The 23,070-nt window shown below is 59.6% G+C and carries 21 protein-coding genes and 1 tRNA gene; 7 read left to right on the plus strand and 15 right to left on the minus strand.

Going from position 1 to position 23,070, the window contains the following annotated elements; all coding sequences use genetic code 11:
- From J3R80_RS09030 to J3R80_RS09045, 4 genes are all read left to right on the plus strand, one after another.
- The gene (locus J3R80_RS09030) at window positions 1-1,032 is read left to right on the plus strand and encodes a glycoside hydrolase family 3 N-terminal domain-containing protein (protein WP_275393448.1); all 1,032 of its coding nucleotides are present in this window, start codon (window positions 1-3) and stop codon (window positions 1,030-1,032) included.
- Window positions 1,019-1,813 carry a ScpA family protein gene (locus J3R80_RS09035; protein ID WP_275393449.1) on the plus strand — a complete coding sequence of 265 codons (795 nt, stop codon included), beginning with the start codon at window positions 1,019-1,021 and terminating at the stop codon, window positions 1,811-1,813. The genes J3R80_RS09030 and J3R80_RS09035 overlap by 14 nt, the downstream gene beginning before the upstream one ends.
- Window positions 1,803-2,489: an SMC-Scp complex subunit ScpB gene (scpB, locus tag J3R80_RS09040; protein WP_275393450.1), complete on the plus strand. Its 687-nt coding sequence runs from the start codon at window positions 1,803-1,805 to the stop codon at window positions 2,487-2,489. Before J3R80_RS09035 ends, scpB begins: the two co-directional genes overlap by 11 nt.
- Window positions 2,490-2,571: 82 nt before the next feature.
- Entirely contained in the window at window positions 2,572-2,793 is a 222-nt protein-coding gene (locus J3R80_RS09045; protein WP_275393451.1) for a hypothetical protein, read from the plus strand.
- 86 nt (window positions 2,794-2,879) lie between these two features.
- Here the strand turns inward: J3R80_RS09045 and J3R80_RS09050 are convergent, their stop codons facing one another.
- Complete coding sequence (locus tag J3R80_RS09050; RefSeq protein WP_275393452.1) at window positions 2,880-4,322, minus strand: NCS1 family nucleobase:cation symporter-1; 1,443 nt, start codon at window positions 4,320-4,322, stop codon at window positions 2,880-2,882.
- Between the two features lie 169 nt (window positions 4,323-4,491).
- Between J3R80_RS09050 and J3R80_RS09055 the strand changes: the two genes are divergently transcribed.
- Window positions 4,492-5,148 (plus strand): GntR family transcriptional regulator, encoded by a 657-nt coding sequence (locus J3R80_RS09055; RefSeq protein ID WP_275393453.1) that lies wholly within the window; start codon window positions 4,492-4,494, stop codon window positions 5,146-5,148.
- A gap of 48 nt (window positions 5,149-5,196) precedes the next feature.
- Here the strand turns inward: J3R80_RS09055 and J3R80_RS09060 are convergent, their stop codons facing one another.
- Genes J3R80_RS09060 through J3R80_RS09085 form a run of 6 tightly spaced genes read right to left on the minus strand, consistent with a single transcriptional unit; the run spans window position 5,197 to window position 13,915 of the window.
- On the minus strand, window positions 5,197-6,396 hold the full coding sequence (locus J3R80_RS09060) for a catalase family protein (protein ID WP_275393454.1): 1,200 nt from the start codon (window positions 6,394-6,396) through the stop codon (window positions 5,197-5,199).
- The gene (locus tag J3R80_RS09065) at window positions 6,397-7,872 is read right to left on the minus strand and encodes a hypothetical protein (protein ID WP_275393455.1); all 1,476 of its coding nucleotides are present in this window, start codon (window positions 7,870-7,872) and stop codon (window positions 6,397-6,399) included. It lies immediately after the preceding gene.
- The gene (locus J3R80_RS09070) at window positions 7,869-9,170 is read right to left on the minus strand and encodes a hypothetical protein (RefSeq protein ID WP_275393456.1); all 1,302 of its coding nucleotides are present in this window, start codon (window positions 9,168-9,170) and stop codon (window positions 7,869-7,871) included. Before J3R80_RS09070 ends, J3R80_RS09065 begins: the two co-directional genes overlap by 4 nt.
- Window positions 9,170-9,619 carry a hypothetical protein gene (locus J3R80_RS09075; RefSeq protein WP_275393457.1) on the minus strand — a complete coding sequence of 150 codons (450 nt, stop codon included), beginning with the start codon at window positions 9,617-9,619 and terminating at the stop codon, window positions 9,170-9,172. Before J3R80_RS09075 ends, J3R80_RS09070 begins: the two co-directional genes overlap by 1 nt.
- Window positions 9,609-11,492 (minus strand): GMC oxidoreductase, encoded by a 1,884-nt coding sequence (locus J3R80_RS09080; protein ID WP_275393458.1) that lies wholly within the window; start codon window positions 11,490-11,492, stop codon window positions 9,609-9,611. Before J3R80_RS09080 ends, J3R80_RS09075 begins: the two co-directional genes overlap by 11 nt.
- An 11-nt stretch (window positions 11,493-11,503) precedes the next feature.
- Window positions 11,504-13,915 (minus strand): hypothetical protein, encoded by a 2,412-nt coding sequence (locus J3R80_RS09085; RefSeq protein WP_275393459.1) that lies wholly within the window; start codon window positions 13,913-13,915, stop codon window positions 11,504-11,506.
- A gap of 345 nt (window positions 13,916-14,260) precedes the next feature.
- Here J3R80_RS09085 and J3R80_RS09090 point away from each other — a divergent pair, with 345 nt between their 5' ends.
- Both J3R80_RS09090 and J3R80_RS09095 read left to right on the plus strand, forming a co-directional pair.
- A complete protein-coding gene (locus J3R80_RS09090; RefSeq protein ID WP_275393460.1) occupies window positions 14,261-16,225 on the plus strand; it encodes a hypothetical protein in 1,965 nt (654 codons plus the stop codon).
- Window positions 16,222-16,824, plus strand: coding sequence for a hypothetical protein (locus tag J3R80_RS09095; protein WP_275393461.1), 603 nt, complete (start codon window positions 16,222-16,224; stop codon window positions 16,822-16,824). The genes J3R80_RS09090 and J3R80_RS09095 overlap by 4 nt, the downstream gene beginning before the upstream one ends.
- Window positions 16,825-17,127: 303 nt before the next feature.
- Here J3R80_RS09095 and J3R80_RS09100 read toward each other — a convergent pair whose 3' ends face one another.
- The 8 genes from J3R80_RS09100 to J3R80_RS09135 all read right to left on the minus strand — a co-directional run bounded on the left by J3R80_RS09100 (window position 17,128) and on the right by J3R80_RS09135 (window position 23,051).
- Window positions 17,128-18,201: a 2'-deoxycytidine 5'-triphosphate deaminase gene (locus tag J3R80_RS09100; RefSeq protein WP_275393462.1), complete on the minus strand. Its 1,074-nt coding sequence runs from the start codon at window positions 18,199-18,201 to the stop codon at window positions 17,128-17,130.
- A gap of 73 nt (window positions 18,202-18,274) precedes the next feature.
- A tRNA-Pro gene (locus J3R80_RS09105) sits at window positions 18,275-18,351 on the minus strand.
- Between the two features lie 103 nt (window positions 18,352-18,454).
- Window positions 18,455-19,420 (minus strand): MerR family transcriptional regulator, encoded by a 966-nt coding sequence (locus tag J3R80_RS09110; RefSeq protein ID WP_275393463.1) that lies wholly within the window; start codon window positions 19,418-19,420, stop codon window positions 18,455-18,457.
- Between the two features lie 73 nt (window positions 19,421-19,493).
- Window positions 19,494-19,796 (minus strand): integration host factor subunit alpha, encoded by a 303-nt coding sequence (ihfA, locus tag J3R80_RS09115; protein ID WP_091432399.1) that lies wholly within the window; start codon window positions 19,794-19,796, stop codon window positions 19,494-19,496.
- 99 nt (window positions 19,797-19,895) lie between these two features.
- Complete coding sequence (locus J3R80_RS09120) at window positions 19,896-20,870, minus strand: beta-ketoacyl-ACP synthase III (protein ID WP_275393464.1); 975 nt, start codon at window positions 20,868-20,870, stop codon at window positions 19,896-19,898.
- A complete protein-coding gene (gene plsX / locus J3R80_RS09125; RefSeq protein ID WP_275393465.1) occupies window positions 20,867-21,955 on the minus strand; it encodes a phosphate acyltransferase PlsX in 1,089 nt (362 codons plus the stop codon). Before plsX ends, J3R80_RS09120 begins: the two co-directional genes overlap by 4 nt.
- A 56-nt stretch (window positions 21,956-22,011) precedes the next feature.
- A complete protein-coding gene (rpmF, locus tag J3R80_RS09130; RefSeq protein ID WP_191284736.1) occupies window positions 22,012-22,221 on the minus strand; it encodes a 50S ribosomal protein L32 in 210 nt (69 codons plus the stop codon).
- A gap of 257 nt (window positions 22,222-22,478) precedes the next feature.
- Window positions 22,479-23,051 (minus strand): DUF177 domain-containing protein, encoded by a 573-nt coding sequence (locus J3R80_RS09135; protein ID WP_275393466.1) that lies wholly within the window; start codon window positions 23,049-23,051, stop codon window positions 22,479-22,481.
- Window positions 23,052-23,070 lie beyond the last annotated feature (19 nt).

Consider the following 23,070-nt stretch of genomic DNA (forward strand, 5'->3'; position numbering starts at 1 on the left):
ATGCCGAGCCCGGGCGCGTATATCTTCGGATGCGAGGGAACGCGGATATCACCATCGGAACGTGATTTTTTCGAGCGTGCCCAGCCGTGGGGCTTCATCCTGTTTGCCCGCAACATCGACAATCCCGATCAAGTCCGAGCGTTGACAGCAGAATTGCGTGGCGCCGTCGGGCGTGACGTGCCGATCTTCATTGATCAGGAAGGCGGTCGTGTGGCCCGGATGACAGGTCCGCACTGGCGCGAGTGGCTTCCGGCGCTGGATCAGGTGAACTTCAACAAAAGCAACGCTCTGCGCTCGCTTTACATCCGGTATCGTCTGATTGCGGACGAGTTGTTGGCCGTCGGTATCGACGGGAACTGTGCCCCGGTGGCCGATATTGCGAATACTGACACCCACCCGATCTTGCGCAATCGCTGTTACGGCGAGGACGTGGTGCGCGTTGCCGAACGGGCGGGCACCGTGGCGCAGGCCTTGCTGGAAGGTGGTATCCTGCCCGTTGTCAAGCATATCCCCGGTCAGGGACGCGCCAATCTGGACAGCCATCAGGAACTGCCGCGTGTGAAAACCAAGGCCAAGGAACTGGGGCGCACCGACTTCATGGCGTTCGAACCATTGGCAGGTCTTCCCGCGGGGATGACGGCGCATGTGGTTTATGAAGACATTGACGCGGATAATCCCGCGACACAAAGCCCGAAGGTGATCAAACTGATCCGGGAACAGATCGGCTTTGACGGTCTTCTGATGACTGATGATCTGTCGATGGAGGCTTTGAGCGGCCCTCTCTCATTGCGGGCACGCAGGTCGCTTCAGGCGGGTTGTGACATGGTTCTTCATTGCAACGGTGTTTTGGAGCAGATGGACGAGGTCGCCGATGCCGCCGGAGTACTGACGGGGCAGGCGCTGGATCGCGCAAATGCTTCGATGGAATGGCGGCGGCCGCCCGATCCTGTTGACATTTCCGCGCTTGACGCAGAGTTTCAGAGCCTGATGACAGGTCAGAGGTCTGAACAGGCGACGGATGAGCGAGACTGAGGAATTTGAAAGCGACGCGATGTCGGTTTCGGCGCGTTTGGCCGCCGAGGCGCTGATCGTCGATGTCGAGGGGTTCGAGGGACCGCTTGACCTGCTTTTGACACTCAGCCGCACGCAAAAGGTCGATCTGCGCAAGATTTCGGTCCTGGAACTGGCCGAACAGTATTTGGGGTTTGTCGAGAAAGCGCGGCATCTGCGCATTGAACTGGCGGCGGATTACCTTGTCATGGCCGCATGGCTGGCCTTTCTGAAATCCCGCTTGCTTTTACCGCCAGACCCGACCGAGGATGGGCCGTCCGGCGAAGAGCTTGCCGCCCATCTTGCGTTCCAGCTGGAGCGTTTGCAGGGCATGCGCGACGCCGCCGCCAAGCTGATGGCGCGCGACCAGTTGGGCCGTGACTTCTTTGCCCGTGGTATCCCCGAAGATGTGACCCGCGTGCGCCGCGTGACCTATACCGCGAACCTTCTGGACTTGATGCAGGGCTATGCCCGCATTCGCACCAAGGACGAATTTCGCCCCTTCATCATGGATCGCGATGCGGTGATGACGATGGAACAGGCACTGGACCGGATGCGCGGGCTGATTGGCTATGCGGGCGACTGGACCGATCTGACCTCGTATCTGCCGGAAGGGTGGGAAACCGATCCCGTTCGCCGCCGGTCTGCCACGGCCGCAAACTTCGCTGCCACGTTGGAGCTTGCCAAGCGGGGTGCCATCGAACTGAGACAGGGCGAGATCTTCGCCCCCATTCAAATCCGCAGGAAATCGAATGACGGATGATGTAACGCGTGACGATGTTGCGGCCGAGGACCACGCCGGCAAGGGCAATGACAGCCTGTTCGAAGCCCCGCCGATGGGCGAACAGGAACGCATGGTCGAGGCCATCCTGTTTGCGTCGGCGGAGCCGGTGACGGTGAAAGAGCTTGAGGCGCGCATGCCACACGGGTCCGACGCCGCCGAGGCACTGGTTTACCTGCGCAAACGATACGAGGGGCGCGGCGTGTCTGTTGTCAAGGTGGGGGATGCCTGGGCGATCCGCACCGCGCCGGACCTTGGCTATCTGATGCAGAAAGAAACGGTCGAAACGCGCAAGCTGTCGCGCGCGGCGATCGAGACACTGGCCATCATTGCCTATCACCAACCCGTCACCCGTGCCGAGATTGAAGAAATTCGCGGCGTATCCGTCAGCCGGGGCACCATCGACCAGTTGATCGAAATGGAATGGATCCGCTTTGGGCGTCGTCGGATGACGCCGGGCCGCCCGGTGACCTTTGTTGTCACCTCGGAATTTCTGGACCATTTCGGGCTGGAAAGCGCTCGTGACTTGCCGGGGCTGAAAGAACTGCGCTCGGCCGGGCTTCTGGAAAGCCGTCCGCCCCCCGGTGCAATGCCCGGCCCGGAAACGGAAGACGAGGATGAAAGCCCCGAAGGGCAGTCCGAACTGTTCGAAGATTGATGCTGACAGGCACCGATTTGCAAACCGCCGTGAAAATGCCCAAGTTAGCAGTTAAATTCCGCTCACAGGGCAGGAGACTGATATGAACGCCAACCAAATCATCAACATGATAATCCGGCAGTTGACCCGTCGTTTGGTCAACAAGGGTGTCGATGTGGGGATTGATATGGCCTCGCGTGTTGGTAAGTCACGCGACCAGATGACGGATGACGAACGCGCCCGCGCCGACAGCCAGGCCAAACAGGGCAAGGAACTGGCAAAACGCGCGCGCCAATCGCGCAAACTGACCAGACGACTGTTTTAAGAAAGGTGCGGCGCGACCGGTAATCGCGCCTGTGCAGACAGTCGCCGGTGGGGCGTTGCACCCCACCAGCCAACCAGATCAAGTTGTCAAACCGTGACAGTGTCCTTGGCCAGCGCGTTGTAGATAACGCCCCCAAGGATCGCGCCGATCACCCAGTTGAAACCGGACAGAACGGCAAACCAGGGCACCCAGACAGTGGCGACCGAGAAAATCGCCGCTGCACCGAACGCTTTGACAGCCGCACTGTTCCAGCCGTTGTCATAGTGATAGATACCGCCGTCCATGTTATACAGGTCGTCTTCCTTCAGCTGCTCTTTGCGGTGCAGATAATAGTCGACGATCATGATCCCGAAGATCGGCGCCAGAACGGCCCCCAATGTGTTGACGAAGCCACTTATCCCGAACTGGCTGATGAAGCTGCTCCAGAACCCGCCGATCACCAGTGCAAAGAGCGAGGTAATCAGCCCTGCCTTGCGAAAACTGATCTTCTCGGGCGACAGGTTCGCAATGCCGTTCACAGCAGGAATGAAGTTGGCCACCAGATTGATACCAACCGTCGCCGCGAAGAATGTGATTGCCGCGATAACACCTAACAGAACACTGTCTGTCCGTTCCACGATTTCGGTCGGGTTGATGATTTCCTCACCGAACACAACGGCGGCACCACCGGTGGTCAGCAGCGCAAGCGCCGAGAACAGGATCATGTTGAACGGTAAACCCGCAAGGTTGCCCAGAACCATGGTTCGCTTGTCCTTGGCATAGCGCGAGAAGTCGCTGAAGTTGATCATGACCGCCGCGAAATAAGCCACCATCGTCCCAACGATGGCAATGAAGCCTTTGAACTCGGTCCAGAAGGTGCCTTCGGGGTTGGCAAAGATCGTTGCTGTCGCGGACAAAAGCTGACCGTCTGAGCGTTGCCAAAGGACAATCACCAGGCCGATCATCACAAGATACACAAACGGGCCAGCGATGTTCAGGAAGGTTTCGACCCAGTTCATACCGCGCCAGAAGATAAAGATGTGAAACGCCCAGACGATCAGGAAGGACAGCCAGTCGATGCCTGTCAGTCCAAGGAATTCCGCCCCGCCGCTTGCACCGGTGATCGAACGGATCAAAAGCGCCACGGCGGTCGAGGCAAAATAGACCTGCACCCCGTACCAGAACACCGCAACGGTGGCGCGCAGAATGGCGGGCAGTTTCGCGCCCTGTGTGCCCAGGCTGGCGCGGGCGAAGACCGGATAGGGGATACCATATTTCTCGCCAGCAGCACCGGACAGGTTGACCATCCACATGACGAACAGCCCGGCCGTGATCAGCGCTGCAAAGGCGGTCCAGCCGCCGACACCGAATGAAATGAACAGCGACGCAACAAGCGAATACCCAAACAGTGATTGAACATCATTGGCCCAGATGTTGAAGATGGCAAACCATCCCCAGGTTTTTTCGTCGGCACCGACCGGGTTAAGGGTGTTGCCCTCGGGGTCCATCGTGCCGCCATGGACGACCTGTGTTTCTTCGATAGAAGTCATCTTTTCCTCCCTCCGACTGCCGTTTGCGCAGCAGTTTGATGCTCTGCCGAGCATCTTGAAAATTGAACTTGCAACTAACATTTTAGTAGATATTCTAGGTGCCAGCTATCAAGAAATTCAGGTAGCACCTTGAGGTTTTAATTGAGAATGCACCAAGCGGGGTGAAGCCGTGACGCAATCACGCAACGTTCAACTTCTGGCCGAAAAAGCGCAGGAAGAGCTGTGGTCCGCCCTGCGCACTGGCAGGCTGCGCGGTGGTCAGTTCATATCAATCTCGCAATTGGTTGCCTTGCTGGATTGCCCGATCGCAGCGGTGCGTGAAGCGGTGAAGCAGGCCAGTTCACAAGGTCTGCTCACCACCTATCCAAAACGCGGCTTACAGGTCATGGAAGCGCATCCTGATACAATCCGTGAGTGCCTCGATTTTCGAAGGGTGCTGGACCAGGAAGGTGCGCGGCGCCGGATTTCCCATAACGCTTTGTCAGGGTTGGACGAATTGCGGGGGCAGCATGAAGCAATGCGGCAGACGGCATCGGCTGATTTGCGGCCGGAACTTCCGCCAAAAGCGATTGCCGTCGACCTGTCATTGCACAATTATCTGGCAGAGGGGTTGGAGAACTCGCAATTGGCGGCGGCCTATGATGCCAACAAAATGCGGATCGCGATCATTCAGAACGTGCGCCCTTTTCTTCAGGATCGGATCGTTTCGGCGATGGAGGAGCATCTGGAGATCATCGACGCCATGGAAAACCGACAAACCGAACGTGCCTTGCAAGCCATCGACCATCATTGCGCCCAAACGCTGCGGTGGTGGGGCGTTGCCTGACGTTATCCGCCTGTCATGCAGTTGGGCTGTCCTGTCCCGATATGGGAACTACTCAAACAGCTCTTCTCCCGTCGGCTCGATGTGCTCAGCGCGGTTCATATGCTGCCGGAAAACCGCCAGCTCCTGATACATTCGCCGCCGTGCACGGCTTTGATTGCCAAGCGGGCGATGGTCGGGCAGGGCGTGCCACGGGTTGATCCGCATGTTGCGCGCAAAGGCCATCTGCGCGGGCGTGTCGAAATCCTGGATCGGAATGCGGATGCGGGCCACCGGGATCCAGGGTGACAGATCTTCCGGCCACAGAACCGACGCATCTTCGATTGGCATCAGATGTGGGTCGGTTTGGATTTGTACCACCATGTCAAACTCAACCTCCTGCGCCCGCAGGGTCCGGGCCATGTTGTCGCGCAGGTAATTGGGCGGCACCCGGCCGAACGGCACGCCGGGAATGTCCATCGGGACATCCGTGCGCGGGACGTAGGAATAGAGCATCGCCTGACCTTCGCCCAACAGATAGGGCACGCAGCTGTAATAGCGATGCCCCAGCGGGTTATGCTGCGTTTCGTTCCACAAGCCCTGCATCAGAAAATCGAGCACATGGCTGTCTTTCGGGTTCAGGAAATACCAGAGCGGCTCGTCTATCGTGCTCCAGTATTGCAGCTTGGCGTTTTCGCGGGCGTCCGGGGTAACGAAAGTGGGGGTCACGACGGCGGGCCAATCTTGTGTGAACTTCTCTTCCTCCATCAGTTTCGGGCCGGGGACGTCCATCAGTTTAATCGACATCGACCCAAATCCAACGTCGCGGATATCTTCGGGCACATCCGGGCCGGGGCCGGCGAAACGGATATAGGCCGGATAGTCCCGTTCGGTCGCGAACACGCCGTGGCGCAGGTGATCGGGCAGGTCGGGCAACACGGTGAAGGTCGCGCGCACCAGCCCATGCGTCTTGGTGTTTCCGCCGCGCTCATACGCGCCCGGTTGAAAATGCAGGTTCATCTGCTCGCGCATCTCGTCGATGATGGTTTGCAGCGCCTCTTCTTCCCAATCGAAGATCTTTTCCTCGGCCAACGCCAAGCCAAGGTCTTCGCGTTTGCGGTTCTTCATCCGCTGTATCCATTTCGCCAGAGGCGCGCGCACCAGATCGTTCAGGCGGCGGCGAAAGAACGGCTCGAACCGCCGTTCGATATGCAGGCCAGCCTGCGTTGCACGGTGGATCAGACGGCGAAGGGGGATCAGGATGTTGCGCATTCAAACCTCCTGTCTGCCGTGGCGGGCGATGGTGCGCAGGGCGGTGAGACCCGGCAGGAAGAAATAACCGCCGCCTTTCACGGTCACGAACTGCGGCAGGGGGGCAAGACGTTGCCCGATGCCCGACGGCGTTTGAATGGTGAACCCGTCGCTGGCCACGCCACAAAAGGGTTGGCGGTTGCCCAACAGGGGGTCTGCCTCGCCTGTCAGGCCGTTGAAGGTGGGTGACGCGATCCAGGCGTTCTGCACAAATTCGAATTGGCGGACCAGATCGGCGCACAGGCAGATGAAGAACAGCCCACGCGCATCCTTCGGCGCATCAGGTCGCAATGCCGCCTCGGGCGTCAGTGCACTGCCATAGGCGCGCCCGCGCCGCACCAACCTGTGAAAACGGGTCGACGCGACAAGGTCATGCCGCCCGGGTAGTTTATCACGCCGCCGGCGAAAGCCCAATGTACTCAGAAGCCAACCAAGCCGCCCCTGACCGCGATGCGGCTGGTCGCCGGTGCGCGGGTTGGCACGACGGATATGTGCGCCAAGCGGGCACGAGGTGCCATTCACATCGTCGTCATAGGTAAAGTCGTTCTTGCGCGGTGACCCCGCGATGTCGTGTCGGTCGTGGATCAAGGGTGTCCCATCCCGCCTGCGCCCAACCATCAGCGCCGCCAACTGCTCGCGCCGTTCGTTGTCGCCATCGGCCATCGTGTCCAGATAGGTCCAGAACCCCGGCACGTCCTGCGCCAGTTGACGCATCACCAGATAGCTGCCGTTGCGCCCCAGATGCGCGCCCGGCGGGGCATCGTTGACATCGGGCGCAGCCGCGTGTTCATCATATTCGTTGCGATACCCCAGCACGACCTCGCCGGGTGAAATCAGGTTGCTGAAATCCTCGCGCCCGTGTTTGGCCGGGGGGCGGGCGTCTTTCCAGTCGATCTTGGGTTCCGAAATGCCGTCGCGAAAGCCAAACGGCTCGGTCCCGTCATTGGGGCGGGTGGGGAAGCTGTGTATTTGCTTGAAGGCGGCGAGGAACGAAGAATCCAGGGTCTTGTCTTTCCATTCGGAAAGCCCGCCCTTGCGCGCATAGAGCATGATCAATATGTGCGCGTCCGCCCCTTTCCAATCCCACTCGGACGGCGCATTTACACCGGTGTCGCCCAACCGGCGCGATCGGCTGTCCTCGCCCGACATGCCGGACTGGAAGGGCTGGGAAAACTCGGCAATATGTCCTTCGTCCACCCCCATCGCACGCAGGCCCGCCACGGTGAAGGCCACCTGCAACGCCACCTTGGGCGGGGCGTCAAGAGCTTCGGCCGAGGTCACAGGCGCGTGGTCCAGCCATAGGCCAGCCGCGTTTGGATCGCTGATCGTGCACAGGACGAATTCTGCTTCGACCAAAGCGCCGTGGCCAAAGCGGATCAGGCCCTGCATGTCGTCAAACGCGACCGGTTCGCTGGATATGTCGGGTGCGTGGGTCATATCTTGGCCAACCAGTTTCGCAAGGCGCGCGCGCCGTCCGGGCGCACTTCCAGACCCTTGCGAATTTCACCATGCCGTGCCAGATCGCGGGCGGTCAGGCCGGGATAGGCCTTGTACCAAACTTGCGTGGGCAGTTGGCGGTTGCGCAGATAGCGTTTGAACTTCGACTCTAGTGCCGCGCCGCCTTTGATCAGGAACCGCGTAGAGGGATAGCCGACACCGTTCGAGAACACGAGGTTCAGCCCCCACGCCACCTTGTTCACGAAGTCATCCATGTAGCTTTCCAGCGCGCCGTCGTAATTGCTGCAAAACAACACACGGCGCTTGTCATCGACAAAGACCCAGCGCGCGAAGTGGATGGTTTGCACGCGGGTCAGATAGCCCCGGCCATAGATGTGCCGCGCCGCGTAATTCAGCAGATACAACGCGACGGTTGTCACAGAGCGTCGGAACAATCCGGGTTTTACATCCCCGAAGGCTGAGAACGGGTTGGTGACATCGTGATCCTCATAGCGACCAAGATCGCTGATCCGGTCGTCGTCTGGTCGTGGAAGGATCTCGGGGTCGGACCTTTCGGCCAAACGCAGGCGCAACAGGAAAAGCGGAAGTAGCAGCACAAGCAACGGTGACAGAAACAAGATAAGCAGGGGCACGCTGACCAGATCGATCTTGTCGACGACCCATTCGCGCCATGTTACGCGCGCGGGTTGGGTCAGGTGCAGACGACCGCTGGCCTTCTGACGCCCAACAAATTCGACCAGATGGCGGTGCAACCCAAAGGGGTCCGCAGTTCCCTGCGCATTGACGATCCCGTCCAACTCATCACGCAGGGCGGTTGCCAGCGCGGCCTCTTCCCGGATCTGTGATACCGTACGCCCCCGCATGTTCACATAATTGGCGGCCTCTTCCACGTTATGCTCGTCCATCCAGCGCAAAAGGTCCGTGCCGTCATGCACGCCTTCACAATGGTTGAAAATCTCGAACAGCCCGTCGGCGCAGCGGGTGACAAGCTCGCGCAGGAAAACATCGCGCCTGCCGTCCACATCGCCCAGAAATGCCAGTTGCAAACGGAAAGGGCGCGGCGTTTGGCCATGGGCTTCGATGTCACGCCAAGTGTTTGCTTGCACCAGAAAGAAGCGTGCCATGTGCAGTTGATCGAACTGCCCGAACGGCACAAGGGGGTTGTCAGGATTGGCAAAACCCGGCCTGAAGGTCATGCTTTCCAGCACGGACACCAGTCCTTCGGCCCGGCCCTCAGCGACCGGGGCAAGAATGAAGAATGTGTCCTGTTGCGTCATCAGCCCGCGTCTTCCGCATTGAAATCAAGGGCAAAATCGATCAACCGCGTGTCATCCCAATAGACTTTTCCCAGATACATGCCCGGCCCGATCTGGCGGATTTCGTCGCGAATCCACTGGGCCACGATCGAGGTATCGGAATAGTCCAAGACGATACATTCCTTGCCATCCAGCCAGCTTTTGTCCTTGTAGACCTTGGCCAGAATGGCGTTCAGCCCGAAGGGCAGGATGCGGTTCTTCAGCACGCTTTTCTCGCTGTCGAAAACCTTGCCCTGCCACGCAAACCCGTTGATGAAGCGCGAGATCAGCGGGGTGAACCGGGTGCCCGGTGCGATGATTGCCGTGCCTTCGGCCTCGCCATCAGGGATTGGACCGGCGGCAACGCTTGAGAACAGCTCATCCAGCGCGTCTTGCTCCATGTCCATCAATGTGTCGATATCATGTGCCATATTGCATCTCCTCACGTTCGGGGTGGGATTGGGCATCCGCCAGCAGCATGTCGGCCGCCTTCTCGCCGACCATGTAGGTGGCGGATGCGATGAAGAATCCGGGGATGCGCGGAAAAACGGATGCGTCGGCCACGCGCAGGCCCCTGGTGCCATGAACCCGCAGGCGGCTGTCCAGGACACCACCCTGATCGGCTGGCCCGATGGGGCAGGAACAGGACGCATGATGGCCCCAGCAGTTGTCACGCACGAATTGCGCAATTTCGGCGTCGGTCTGCACGTCGGGGCCAGGGATTTCCTCGGCTTCGATGCGACCGGCGTCATGCAGGGGCTGGCACAGCTTACGCACGAACTTGACACCTTCGACGACAGCCGACAGGTCTTCTTCACCCCCTTCGGCGAAATAGTTGAAGTCGATCACTGGTGGATCGAGCGGATCGGCCGAGGCCAGCGTCACGCGTCCGGCGCGGTTCTGCGTATGCGCCTTCAGGACGGCCCAGCTCAGGTGATTGCGGCTTTGGGCCAGATCGGCGGCATAACCGGGGTAATAGCCGCTGAACCGGCCCAGAAGTGCCATGCAAAACAGATCGGGCAGGGATTGTGCCGGTGACGACTTGCGAACCACCCCCATTGCAGCCCCGTTCGTGGCATAAAGCCCATCGCCACGGGTCTGCCATTGCCGCCACAACGCATCCCCTTTTTCGTAACGGCAGTCAGCCATGCACTCCCATGTGTCAAACGCCATACGATTGACCACGGCCACTTCGTAGCGATCCTGCAATGATCGCCCGACACCGGGCAGTGCGACTTTCGGTGCGATCCCATGGGGTGACATCTCGTCCGGATCGCCGATGCCGGACAGCATCAGAAGTTGCGGTGTGTTGAAGGCGCCACCTGCCAATATGACCTCGCGCGCAGCCAGCGCTTGATTTGGTTCGCCGGGGGTCTCGCTTGGGGCGGCATGGGCGCGGTAAAGCCGTTCGCCCTTCAGGTATTCGACCCCGATGGCGCGGTTTTTCCCATCCAGCAGCACACGTGTGGCCAGCGCATCCAGTTCGACTGTCAGGCGGTCAGGATACCGCTTTGCCACGTCCAGCACCCGTTCACGCGTGCCGACGCGTACGCCGTTTCGCGTGGTTAGCGGCGTATAGACCATGCCGACCGCATCATCCCCGATCCGGTCGCGGTCATTGGGGTCAGCCGCGCTGTTGGCCAGCCATCGCAGGCGTTTCAGAAAATCCTGTGTCGATCCCCAGCTTTCACGCAAAGACTTGCGGACCATGTCCAAGATGTCATCGTCCCGCACCGCAGCGCGCGGGATCGCTTTCTCGGTCGACAGCCAACCATCAAAACCGTGTCCTGTGCGGTCGATGCCAAGGGTCTGCAGCACCCTCTGTACCGGGCGGTGGCGACAGTTTTCCAACCGTCGAAAGATCCTGTGCATTGCAGCAGGCGACCAGCCATCGTCTCCGGTAAGATCCGCGATCCCCTGCCAATCGGCATTGTGCGGATACATGAGGATCATCGCATTGTGCGCCGTGCAGCCGCCCAAGGTGCCTGCTCGCGGATATAGCACACCGTCGGACCCCGCCTTGGGATCACGGGCCTGCGCGTCCTTGTCGGCATGGTGATTGACCATGAAATCCCACCGGATCGCCGCATTTTCGGTTGCGAAGGGGTGAAAGGCGGGCACGTCGTAGTCGTCAGGCAACCGGTTGGCCGTCTCGTCCATGCCGCGAACGCCACCCTTCTGCGACCGGGGATCGCCGCCGGCTTCCAAAAGCAACACGCGCATCCCGCTTTCGGCCAGACGTGCGGCCAAGGTGCCCCCGCCAGCCCCGGAACCGACGACGATGTAGTCATGTTCTGGCTCCAATTGTCCGCTCCTCAGAAGCGTTTGAGAAAGGCGATCAGCGCGTGTTTGTCCGCGTCGTCCAGTTTGGTCCCGAAGTAATGCCCACGGTTGACCACGAAATCGGGGCATTTGCTCAGTTCCAGCAGTGGCTCGATCAGGTCGGCAAAGATCGCGCGGGCCTGTTCGTCGCTGGCGTCGTCGGGCAGTTCCTTCAGGTTGCGCTTGATCTTGATGATCAGCTTGGCCAGTTCGAAGTCATGGCCCAGACGCTCAAGCAAGTCAGCCTGATCCAGCCGAATGTTCAGGTTCGCCAAAAGCCCGATGGGCGTGCCCGCGGGGATCGGGCCAAGCTCGATATTCCCGTCCAGATCGAAGAGCCACGGCAGATCATCGCGTAACGGCGTCAGTAGTTTCACAAGGAAGTCAGGCTGAAAGCCACGCGGCACAATCAGATAGCTTTGCTCGGTCGTGCGGTCGATCAGACCCGGCACCTTATCGCCCAGCACGGTGTCGCGCAGGCGCTTTTCGGGCCACAGCATCTTGGTGATCCCGTCTTCGAACGCCGCCATCCGCCCTTCGACCGATGGGTCGTGATTGTAATAACCGACCGTGTTGTTCAGAAGATAGGGCGCCGAGGACCATAGGCTGACCAGCGACGGCACACGGGTGTAACCGCGCCCGCCTGCTGGCATCTCATAGTCATATTCTTCGCCGGTTTTTGGGTGGTGCACCTTGATCGTGCCCACCGACGGCAGCGCCTTATAGGTCGAGGACGAGAAGTTGTCCCAGATGTTGCCCGCGATCGCATTGGTTGCCAGCGGGCTACAGGCATTGGTTTCAAGAAGCGTCACCGGAATGCGCAGCTCGCTGGACAGGTAATTGCCATCCAGAAAATCCTCGGCCTCGACGATGGCGCGCATCTGGGCCTTGAAATCATCTGTTTGGGTCAGGGCGCCATAGCGATTGAAACACTCCAGATACCCTTCTCCGGAACAGCCGCCGGGCAGTGCCTCATAGGCGCTTTCCGGCAGTTTCGAGGAATGGCACCCGGCGCAGTTTTCGGCAAAGACCGTCTTGCCGCGTTCCACTTGTGCAGCGTCCTCGGTCAGGAAATCCGCGCCGCCGGGTGCATCCGCCAGCCGGTCGGGACGGCCTGCTTTCAGGAAGTATAGCGCGGTTAGGGGGGTCTGATCCTCGGTCGCGCGCCAATAGGCCGAGTTTTTCTGCGCGGTCTCGATCCTGATTGGGGTGATGTCACGCCCGCCCACGATGGGGTTGAAATGACGGGTCCATTCTTCGCTGAACAGCCCGATATTCATGTAAACGCGATTAAGTGCACCAAGCGCACCAACAGAATCCGCCCCGTCTTTCAACACGCGGGGGCTGAAGCTCGTATCAGGCTCATCGAAAAACTCGGTCAGGGGGCCGTCGGGTACGTAGTCTTGGAACTGCTTGTTATCCAGCTCGCCGCCCTCAAGCCGTTCTTCGCCAAAACGGCGGGCGACGGCCAGACGTTCCTCAAGCAGGTAAATCGCGTTCATCGTGCGTGGATTGTTGATGTAATCCGGCGAGACGAGCGAGGTATCCAGCGTACCGGGTCGCGCCGTATGGATCAACTGCACCATGTAATAGCGCATGTCCGGGTTCCACGCGAAGATCCGGTCGAACCAGAAATACTGCGCGCCCACGGTGGCATTCAGATTGCGCATTTCCGGGTTTTCGGGGTCGGCGGGCGGGTCAATCGGGCTGGGCCCCACATGGCAGAAGGCACAGGACATGCCCACGCGATAGGGGCGCACAAGATCGTCGTCATTATAGTAATCGGGATCGTTGTAGAAGCGTTCGGCGTCCCAGCGTTCCTCGGCGCGCTCGTCGAATTCCGGGTTTGGAAACAAGCGCAGACCCAGCACACCCGTAGGTTCGCCATAATAGGACCAGATGGGCATATTGCGCCCGCGCGCACCGATTTCGACGCCCGGATACTTTTCGGCATTGGCGAAAGGGTCGGGGGCGCAGTCGGGTTGCCGGACGTCCAGCCAAAGGCCGTGGCGGTCAGCAACGGGGCCAGTCGCTTCGTCAAAACACGGTTCGTTGATAAGGCCCAAATAGTCAAAACGGTTCGACCGTTGCGCGGGCAGGCTGGGATGCGAGGACAGGGTCTTCAGCAGATCGAACTGCCCAAACGTGTCGACCGTCAGCGTATCCCACAGCAGGTCATTGCCGCCGGTCCAGACCATCCACATATTGCGCCCCTTGACCTCGTCCGGCGTCAACGCAATCCCATTGTCCATATCGGCAAAGTAATTTTCGTCTGCCGGGGGGAATGTGGTTTCGTCCCGCCCGACCAGCAGTGCTTCGTCCAAAGGGCCGGAAAAAAGCTGAGCCGGAGCTGTCTGTGGCACCAACAGACCGGCAATAGCACACGAAATAACACGGAGCATCATGGCTAAACTCCTCAGTAAGATATTCGAAATAGAATCAATTTTAGGTTTTAAATAATGGGCCTATTCTCGCCTCAGGTCGCTTTTTTTGCAACAGTGGGGCAATTTGCGGGTGATTGATCAGCCAGATTGGACAATCAAATCCGCCCCTTTTCGACGGCGTTGAAGGAAGGTTTTTCGTGCTTCCAGTCACCGTTGTTCCGTGATCTCAGAGCACATCATCGAACGCGACCAGTTGTCCGATAATGGTTTCCGTCGCGCGGGCTGAGGGCGGCAAATTGGAATTCTCTGTTAAGTTGTGGTAGCATCGGCATTGTTTCTGGGCGCTTTCCGCAGATCATTTATCGAATGGATAGCAAGATGCGCTGGTTTCGCCGCGGTATTTCTGCCGCGCTTGTCATATGGGTTTTGCTGGCCCATGCGTTCGCGCAAAATCTTCCCGACGGGCTGACCACAGGAGACGACGGGATAAGATCGCTGCTTGGCAGCATGTTGGGTGGGCAGGCCGATGTTAACTTGCAGAGGTTTTTGCAGGGCCAAGTTGTTTGTACCGATGATCAAGCCTTCGCCGCGTTTCTGAACGAACGCGGGATCCGAACCTTGGTGACAACGGTCCGTTCCGGGGCTTTGGCGCTGCGTGCGGGCCGATGCAATCTTTTGATCGAAGGTCCGGCCGTCAGGTGGGTCAGAGCAGTGCTGGAATCCGCCCGCCCTGAGCCGACACCGACGCCCGCCGACAGGGACGGCCCGGTGATCGAGCCAATTGCTGATGAATTCACCTCGTCCTCGGGTTCAGTTGCCATCGTTGCCGACATCACTGACCCAAGCGGTGTGGCCAATACCGAAGCAAGCGGGGCGCGTTTGGTTGAACGCAACGGGGACCGGTATGCGTTCAGCATCCGTTTGCCAGACAATTACGCGCGCGCATTGGTCGGGATCTCGGCGGAAGATCGGGCGGGCAACTCCAGCACACGCCGGGTCGCCATCCGCCGCATTCCGGCTTGTGGGCCGCCCAACGGGCTGGATGTCGCCATGGCGCGGGTGATCCAGTCTGATCTGAATGCCCTTGGGCTCAATGCAGGTGTCGTGGACGGGCTTGTCGGTGCGGGAACCTGCGGGGCGATCCGGCGGTTCGAACCGGCACCTGTCAACAGTTGGCCCGCCTTGCAAGCCGCGCTGGCGCGCGCGCGCATCGGGATCACGGCGCAGCGGCGAAGTGATCCGTCAGAGGCTGAGCAGATGGTCATCGTCTCGGTCAGTGACCCGCGCGATACAGGGTTGGTCGCGTGGATTCGCGCAACGGTCGATGGTCGATCAGCTGAACCTGACCGCCGGGCGCAGAGCGGCGAAATACTCTATCGCTTCACGCTCAACCCCGGCGCTGCTTTGAATCTTCGCTTTGACGCATTGGACGGTCGCGCGCGCATTCTTGCCCAGACACGTCTGACCCTTCGGCGTCTGCCCGACATGACGCTTGATCTGGCGTCAGCACAGCTTCAGGACGGGCGGATCACCGCCGCTGCTGACCGGGTGCAGGTCGAAGTGACTTTGCGCAATCCGTGGCCCGATGCCAGCGTTGATTGGCAGACAAGCGATCCTGACGCAGGTGATCGGCGCCGCTATGCCGGGGTGCCGATTGTGGTCGACCTGCCGATGCCCGATCCGGCTGAGCGTGGCACTGCCACATTTCTTGCTGTCGACAGGGATGGTTCGATCCGGGCCCGCGAAACACTCACGCTACTTCGTTTGGCGGATATGCGGTTGCAGGTTGAAGCCGATGAACTTGCAGGGGATGTCATCGAAACAACCAATCCTGATGCCACTATCGTGGTTGACCTTATGAACGCCTGGCCGGGTGCGAAACTGAGCGTTGATATGCCGGGCAGTGCGCCAGAAATCTGGGCCTATGGCGGACAACCACGCGCGGTTACCGTCGCGGCGCCACCGCCGGGACAGAGCCGCGCGCTTGCGATCCGGGTCCGGGACACAGATGGCGTGGAACGTGACACGCGTACCATCGACTTTCGTCGCGTTGCCTCTGGCCCGCCCGGTTGGTTGATCCCTGGTGCAATTGGTCTTTTGCTTTTGGCCAGTGTCATATGGCCAATCAGAGGTTTCAGGTTGTTTCGGAATGCGAAGGAACCCCAGTCCCCCGCGCCGACGATCCCGCCCCGGCTGTACGCCGTGCCCGACACCACACCCGTGATTTCGGTCATACCGGATCAGATGGCTGCGATCACCCTTACCGTTGATCCCGGCGGCGTAACCGACATCACGATCATCCAAGAACAACACAGGAGCGATGGGCCATGACCGAAGGGATCGAAACGCTTGAAACCGCCATACCGCCCGCTGAATTCAGCAACGTTGTCGAGGCTGTCAAATCCGCGTTGAACGAGGGGGAACCGGGCGTGCGCCTTGCGGGAATGGATCTGGACGCAGGGACGCTGCACAAATCTGTGGCAACAGCGGTGGAAGAGGCGCTTTCGATTTCGCTTGTCGATACGCTTCTGAAGGCGTGGGAAGGCATGAAGTCTGTGCAATCGCTGCTGGGCGAGAAGGGGCCGATGGACGGCAAGACGCGGGTTGCGGCGTTGTTGAAACACAAGCTGAAAACGACCCACACTCCCGAGATCCGTTTGACCATAGGCGAAGCGGTCGACCTGCGAAAAATCCGCATACCCGTCGCGCTGACGGTTGAAGTTGCCGGCGTTTCCCTGACGATCAAGGATCGGCAGATCATTGGAATTACCGCGGGGTATCTTCACCCCTCGGTCAAGATCAAAGTGGAAAAGGTGACAGTCGTTGAAACGAAACTGCGCCGCATTGACCTGTCGAACACCATGGCAATCAGGAGTGTCGACCCAAAGACCGCGCCATTGCCCGATGAAGAGGCGCAACAGCAAACCTGAAAGCCTGCATAAGGGGTTAGGTGAAGAACACCGTCGCAAACATGGCGTGTGGCCGGATCGCGCTTCGGCCCAGTCTGCGACGACTGCATCCACTTCGATTTCAACCAGCCATTCGGGATTTACGAAACGATCAACAGCCATGATCGTATCAACGGGCCGGGCATCGAGGCAGTTATCGGAGTTCCGTTCGAGATCAGTTGCCGTTGTTTGGCCAATTCGTGTGGTCCCGGAGTAAAGTCTCGGTAAACCCTAGCACAAAACGGCCCGACTGTCCTTTGGTGTTAGGAAGGGTTGGACGGGGCGTTAGCGAAAATGCTTCGACAGTTTCAGCCCTTGCCCCTGATAATTCGACTTGATGTCGGCACCATAAAGCACCTCGGGCACTTCGCTCATCCGTTCATAGACCAGCCGGCCCACGACTTGGCCGTGTTCCAGCACAAAGGGGGCTTCGTGGCATCGCACCTCAAGCACGCCGCGCGATCCCGATCCGCCCGCAGCGTCATACCCAAAACCGGGGTCGAAAAATCCGGCATAATGCACCCGAAACTCGCCCACCATAGCCAGATAGGGGGCCATTTCGGCGGCGCAATCAGGGGGGATCGCAATCGCTTCACGACTGACAAGGATATAAAACGCGCCGGGGTCAAGGATGATGCGCCCGTCTGTGGTGTGCACCTCTTCCCAATAATCCGCCGGGTCGTAATGGGCGAGCTTTGACAGATCAACAACACCGGTATGACGTTTGGCGCGGTATCCCACCAGATCGCCTTTGGCCGGTTTCAGATCGACCGAGAACCCAAGCCCGTCCGAGATCACCGGATCGCCTGACACGATAGGGGTGCGGGCGTGGACTGCGCGCAGTTCGTCATCGGTCAGGATCGTCTTGCCCTGTCGAAATATGATTTGGTTCAGAAGCTGTCCGGGTTGGGCCACAACCGAAAAGCTCTGCGGGCAAAGTTCGGCATAAAGCGGGCCGTCGTAACCTTCGGGGACGCGGTCAAATTCGATCCCTTGATCAGTGATCACGCGCGTCATCAGATCGACCCGCCCGATCGAGGATTTGGCGCTGGCCGCGGCGGTCATGCCATCGGGCAGGCGCAGACGTTCCATCAGCGGCACCACATAGACGCAGCCTTTCTCCAGCACCGCGCCGCCGGTCAGCGACACCTCGTGCATGGTCAGCTCGTCCAACCGTTCGGCCACGGTCGAGGTCTTGCCGGGCAGGAACGAGGCGCGCACGCGATAGGCTGTATCCCCCAGCCGCAGATCAAGCGAGGCCGGTTGGATCTGCTCGTTCAGAATGGGCGAGGACGCCGCGATCCCGCCATTGGTGATCATCTGCCGGATTTGCCGGTCTGCCAAAACACCGGTTTTCATCTGCATCCCCCCTTCGATCCGTCACGCGGATACAAAAACACCCGCCCGATGAACGGGCGGGCGGTTTTGAGATTGGTCGGGCTAGCAGGACTCGAACCTGCGACCTTCCGTCCCCCAGACGGACGCGCTACCAGGCTGCGCCATAGCCCGACTGGAGACCTTACATAGTGATTTTCGCAGGCAGGGCAAGCGGGAAACGGCAGGAATTTCATCATTCCGCATTCGGGCAGAGGTCGAACAAACATGCGCGTGCTTATGGCGTTTGTCCGGGGTCGCGACCCATTTGTGCTGCCAGCGATTCCAGTCGGTCAGCCAAGGCTTGCAGGGCAGCAATACGGGCGTCGGTGCCGGTCTGACGCGCGCGCCGCAGGGTGCTGGTTAACGCCGGTGTGGGGGTTGCGTCCTGATCGCCGGGATCGGCAGGGATGTGGGAAATGTCGATTTTCGGGGCTGGTTCAGGCGTCGCAGCTGCATCGGTCGAATCGGAAGTGTCGTGAAGCCCCGGAAGCTCTGGCGCAGCTGGCGTTTGTTCATCAGGCGCAGCCTCTGTATCCCCGGACGGGGTATCGGCAATCCTGCGAGACGAGTCAAAAACCTGCTCGGAAGTTGGATTTTCCGGCAGGTCATCGGTGGGCTTTGAGCTTTCGGTCGGCTCAGACCCGTCGTCTGGTGTCTCAACATCACTGCGGGTGAAGTGGGGGGCAGCCTCACCGTGTTCGGTTGTCGTCGTTTCTTCTTCTGGTGTCTCTGGCGGGGGGGCGATGTCGTCCGGCTGATCAGGTTCGGACTCGGACTGCCGAGCGTTGCTCGCGATCTCATCAGCGGGCGGTGCGGCCGCGGCATCACCCTTGTCGCGATCTTCGTCTGGCCGTTCTTCGGGTGCGGATTTGCTTGTCAGAGGGACAACGTTTGACGGCGTGATATCGCGCATCTCGTCGCTGTCCAGCGGTGGCGACATCGCCGCCACATGTTTCACACCCTCTTCGCGCAGCAGTTTCTGAACGCCACGGATCGTCATACCGTCTTCGTGCAGAAGTTTTCGTATGCCGCCCAGAAGCTCCATGTCATTGGGGCGATAGTAACGTCGTCCACCGGCCCGCTTTACCGGTTTGACCTGGCTGAACCGGCTTTCCCAGAACCGCAGAACATGGGTCGGCACACCAAGCCATTCGGCCACCTCGCTGATGGTGCGGAAGGCGTCGGGTGACTTCTTATCCATGTCCAGACCTGTCTGTTCTGCTTCTTTTGTTCATTATGGCGCAGGCACCCGCTGATCGGGTGTCGCGTGGGGGTTAGCGCTTGTTTCCTTCGTCGACCCGATCTTTCATAAGATGCGACGGGCGAAATGTCAGAACCCGGCGTGGCGGGATCGGCGCTTCTTCGCCTGTTTTTGGGTTCCGGCCCACGCGCGCAGCCTTGTCGCGCACCGAGAATGTCCCGAATGATGATATCTTCACGCTTTCGCCGGCCACCAAGGCGTCGGAAACATGACCCAATACAGTCTCGACCAATTGCGCGCTTTCGTTGCGCGACAGGCCGACTTCGCGAAACACAGCTTCGCTGAGGTCCATGCGGGTCAAAGTCTTTTCACTCATGTCGTCCCCCTGATTGTTTTCGGGAAGCATGGGTGGTTTGAATTTCCGAGTCAATATCAACGGCTTGGGAAAAGCCGTTCAGGCAAGGGTTTGATGGTTTTACCAGCGGATCACCACAGCGCCCCAGGCCAGACCGCCACCGATGGCTTCGGTGACAATAAGATCACCTTGCTTGATCTTACCCTCAGCGCAACCGACAGACAGGGCCAGTGGAATTGAAGCCGCCGAGGTATTGCCATGGTCCTGCACGGTCAGGATCACCCGATCCATCGGCACGCCCATCTTCTTGGCGGTGCCCTGAATGATGCGGATATTGGCTTGATGCGGCACGATCCAATCCAGATCGTCATCCGTCAGCCCGACCTTGTTCAACGCGGTTTCGGCGGTTTCGGTCAGTTTGCCGACGGCTTGCCGAAACAGTGGATTGCCCTGCATCCGCAAGTGGCCCGAGGTCTGCGTCGTCGACACGCCGCCATCCACATAAAGCATCTCGCGCATACGTCCGTCGGAATTCAGATCGGCCGACAGGATGCCGCGATCCGTATTCTCGCCGCTGCCGTCCTGCGCTTCCAGCACCAAGGCACCCGCACCGTCACCGAACAGGACACATGTTGATCTGTCCGTCATGTCCAGAATGCGCGAAAAGGTTTCTGCGCCGATCACCAGCACCCGGTTGACTTGTCCAGACATGATCAGCGCGTTGGCATTGGTCAGGGCAAAAACAAAGCCCGCGCAGACGGCTTGCACATCGAAGCCAAAGCCGCGGGACATGCCAAGCTCGTTCTGGACCATGGTGGCAACGGAAGGGAAGGTCAGGTCAGGTGTCGACGTGGCCACAACGATGGCGTCCACGTCGTCCACGTCCAGACCGGCGTTTTCCAATGCAGCGCGGGCGGCGTGGGTCGCCATCTGCGAGGTGGTTTCCCCTTCGGCGGCAAAATGGCGCCGTTCAATGCCGGACCGCGTGCGAATCCATTCGTCCGAGGTGTCGACAATCTTCTCAAAATACGAATTCGGGACGACGCGTTCGGGCAGATAATGCCCGACGCCCGTGACCACGGCGCGTTTTATCATTCTTGCTGCTCACCTTGCCGGCTTTCCGTTGCGACATCTTGGCGTGATGCGTCGCCGGATGCAACCCGGGCCGCAAGCTTCTGATTGAAGCCACCCTTGGCCAGTTGAAACGCCAGTCGGACAGCGGCGGATATCCCCGTCGCATCTGCCGATCCATGGCTTTTGACAACTGTTCCGTTCAGGCCAAGGAACACGCCGCCATTGTTGCGGCTGGGGTCTACGCGTTGGCTCATGCGCTTCAGCGGTCCCATGGCCAGAAGGGCGGCGATCTTGGACAGGATCGTCGCGCCGAACGCCTCGCGCAGCAGGCCCGAGATCAGCTTGGCTGTGCCTTCACCCGTCTTCAACGCGATATTGCCCGTAAAGCCATCCGTCACGATAACGTCGACCTGGTCAGAAGGCAGGTCGACGCCCTCGATAAACCCGACAAAGTCAATCTGTGCCCCTTCGGCGGCGTTCGCGATCAACTCATGTGCGGCTTTCAATTCGTTGCGACCCTTGTGCTCTTCGGTGCCGACATTCAGCAGGCCCACGCGCGGGCGGGTTATACCCAAACCGTTGCGGGCATAAGACGCCCCCATCATCGCGTATTGCAGCAGGTCATCTTCATCGGCGCGCACATCAGCGCCCACATCCAGCATCACGTTGAACCCGGACGGATTGCGAGACGGCCACAGGCAGGCAATGGCGGGGCGGTTCACGCCGGGCAACTTACGCAGGCGTACCATCGACAACAGCATCAAGGCGCCGGTGTTGCCGCAGCTGACGACGACTTCGGCGTCACCATCGCGCACCGCATCAATTGCGGACCACATCGAGGTTTTCTGGCCGTTGCGCATCACCTGGCTGGGCTTGTCGTCCATCGTGACCACTTCGTCGGCATGACGAATCTCGCAAACGTCAGCCAAATCCTTGTGGCGGGCGACCAGTTGTTCAAGCTCGGTCTTGTTGCCGTGCAGAATGAACCCGATTTCCGGGTTCTTATCCGCAGACAGCGCAAGACCGGCAACAACTGCTGCCGGTCCGAGATCTCCGCCCATGGCGTCGACCGATACGATTGTGCGTTTGGGGGCGTTCATTGTCATTCGTTATCCCATGCTCGGGGATTTTCTGACATGCCCGCCCGCATCGGGCAAGAGGCTTACGCCGCGTCCTCGTCGTCGAAGTCAACTTCGTCGGCAATTGCAACGACTTCGCGGTCGTCATAATGGCCGCACGAGGGGCACACGTGGTGGGGGCGCTTCAGCTCGCCGCAGTTCGAACATTCGTTCGGGTTCGCGGCAACCAGGGCGTCATGCGCACGGCGGTTGTTGCGGCGCGACTTCGATACTTTGTTCTGTTGGACAGCCATGGTCTCAACCTTCGGTTTCGGGGGCGTCATCGCCCGGTGTCATTCTGGGGCACAATGGCCCGGTGTTCTCAAGTCATTCCTGAGTCTCGGCGCCTCATACGCGGTTTGCGGTGCGCTGTCCAACCCATCTTTTGGAAGAAGGCGGGAAAATACTGCCTTTCTTGATTCTTGCAAGGGCGAATTGTGCCATGTGCGAGGGAATATCGCGGATTTCCAGCAAATATTCGGTTCAAACCGCGCAATCGCCCGTGCCGAGCCTATTTGTCCTTCCCCGACAACTTGTCGCGCAGATCAGAAAGGCCCGCAAAAGGTTTGGCGTCGTCATCAGTCATGGGCTTGGTGCCCGGCGCTGCAAAAACACTTTCCTGAACCTCGGCGCCCTCAACACGGGGATATAAGGGAAGTGCAAGAGCCAGCGCTTCTATCATCACCTGGCCCAAGTCGATCACAGCCCCCAATGCGTCGACATTGTCATCCTCGGGCATTTCGACCTCTTCACCGCTATCCGGCTCGGTCAGGTCTTTCAGCCACCGACGCTCAACCGTGTCATCTATCCGGGTTGTGACAGGATCCAGCGTAACCACGCAATCCTGTATTACCGTCGCACCAAGCTCCGCCACCATTTGCCAGTCGCGCTTGCCCAGTGGTTTCAGTTCGCCCGAAAATCTCAGCTTACGCACGCCAGTGATGCCAAGATCGGCTGCGATCGCAGCGCATACGTTCTGATCTGGCACAAGTTCAAACCGGGTCGGGCGGCTGGTCGGAAGGTCGGCCACGCGAACGGGATGAGTGAACGGCAGAGCATCGCCGGTTGGGGTTGTGTTGGTCATATTGCGTCTCCGCTGATTG

The sequence above is a fragment of the Aliiroseovarius sp. Z3 genome (assembly GCF_029105185.1).
Lineage (GTDB): Bacteria > Pseudomonadota > Alphaproteobacteria > Rhodobacterales > Rhodobacteraceae > Aliiroseovarius.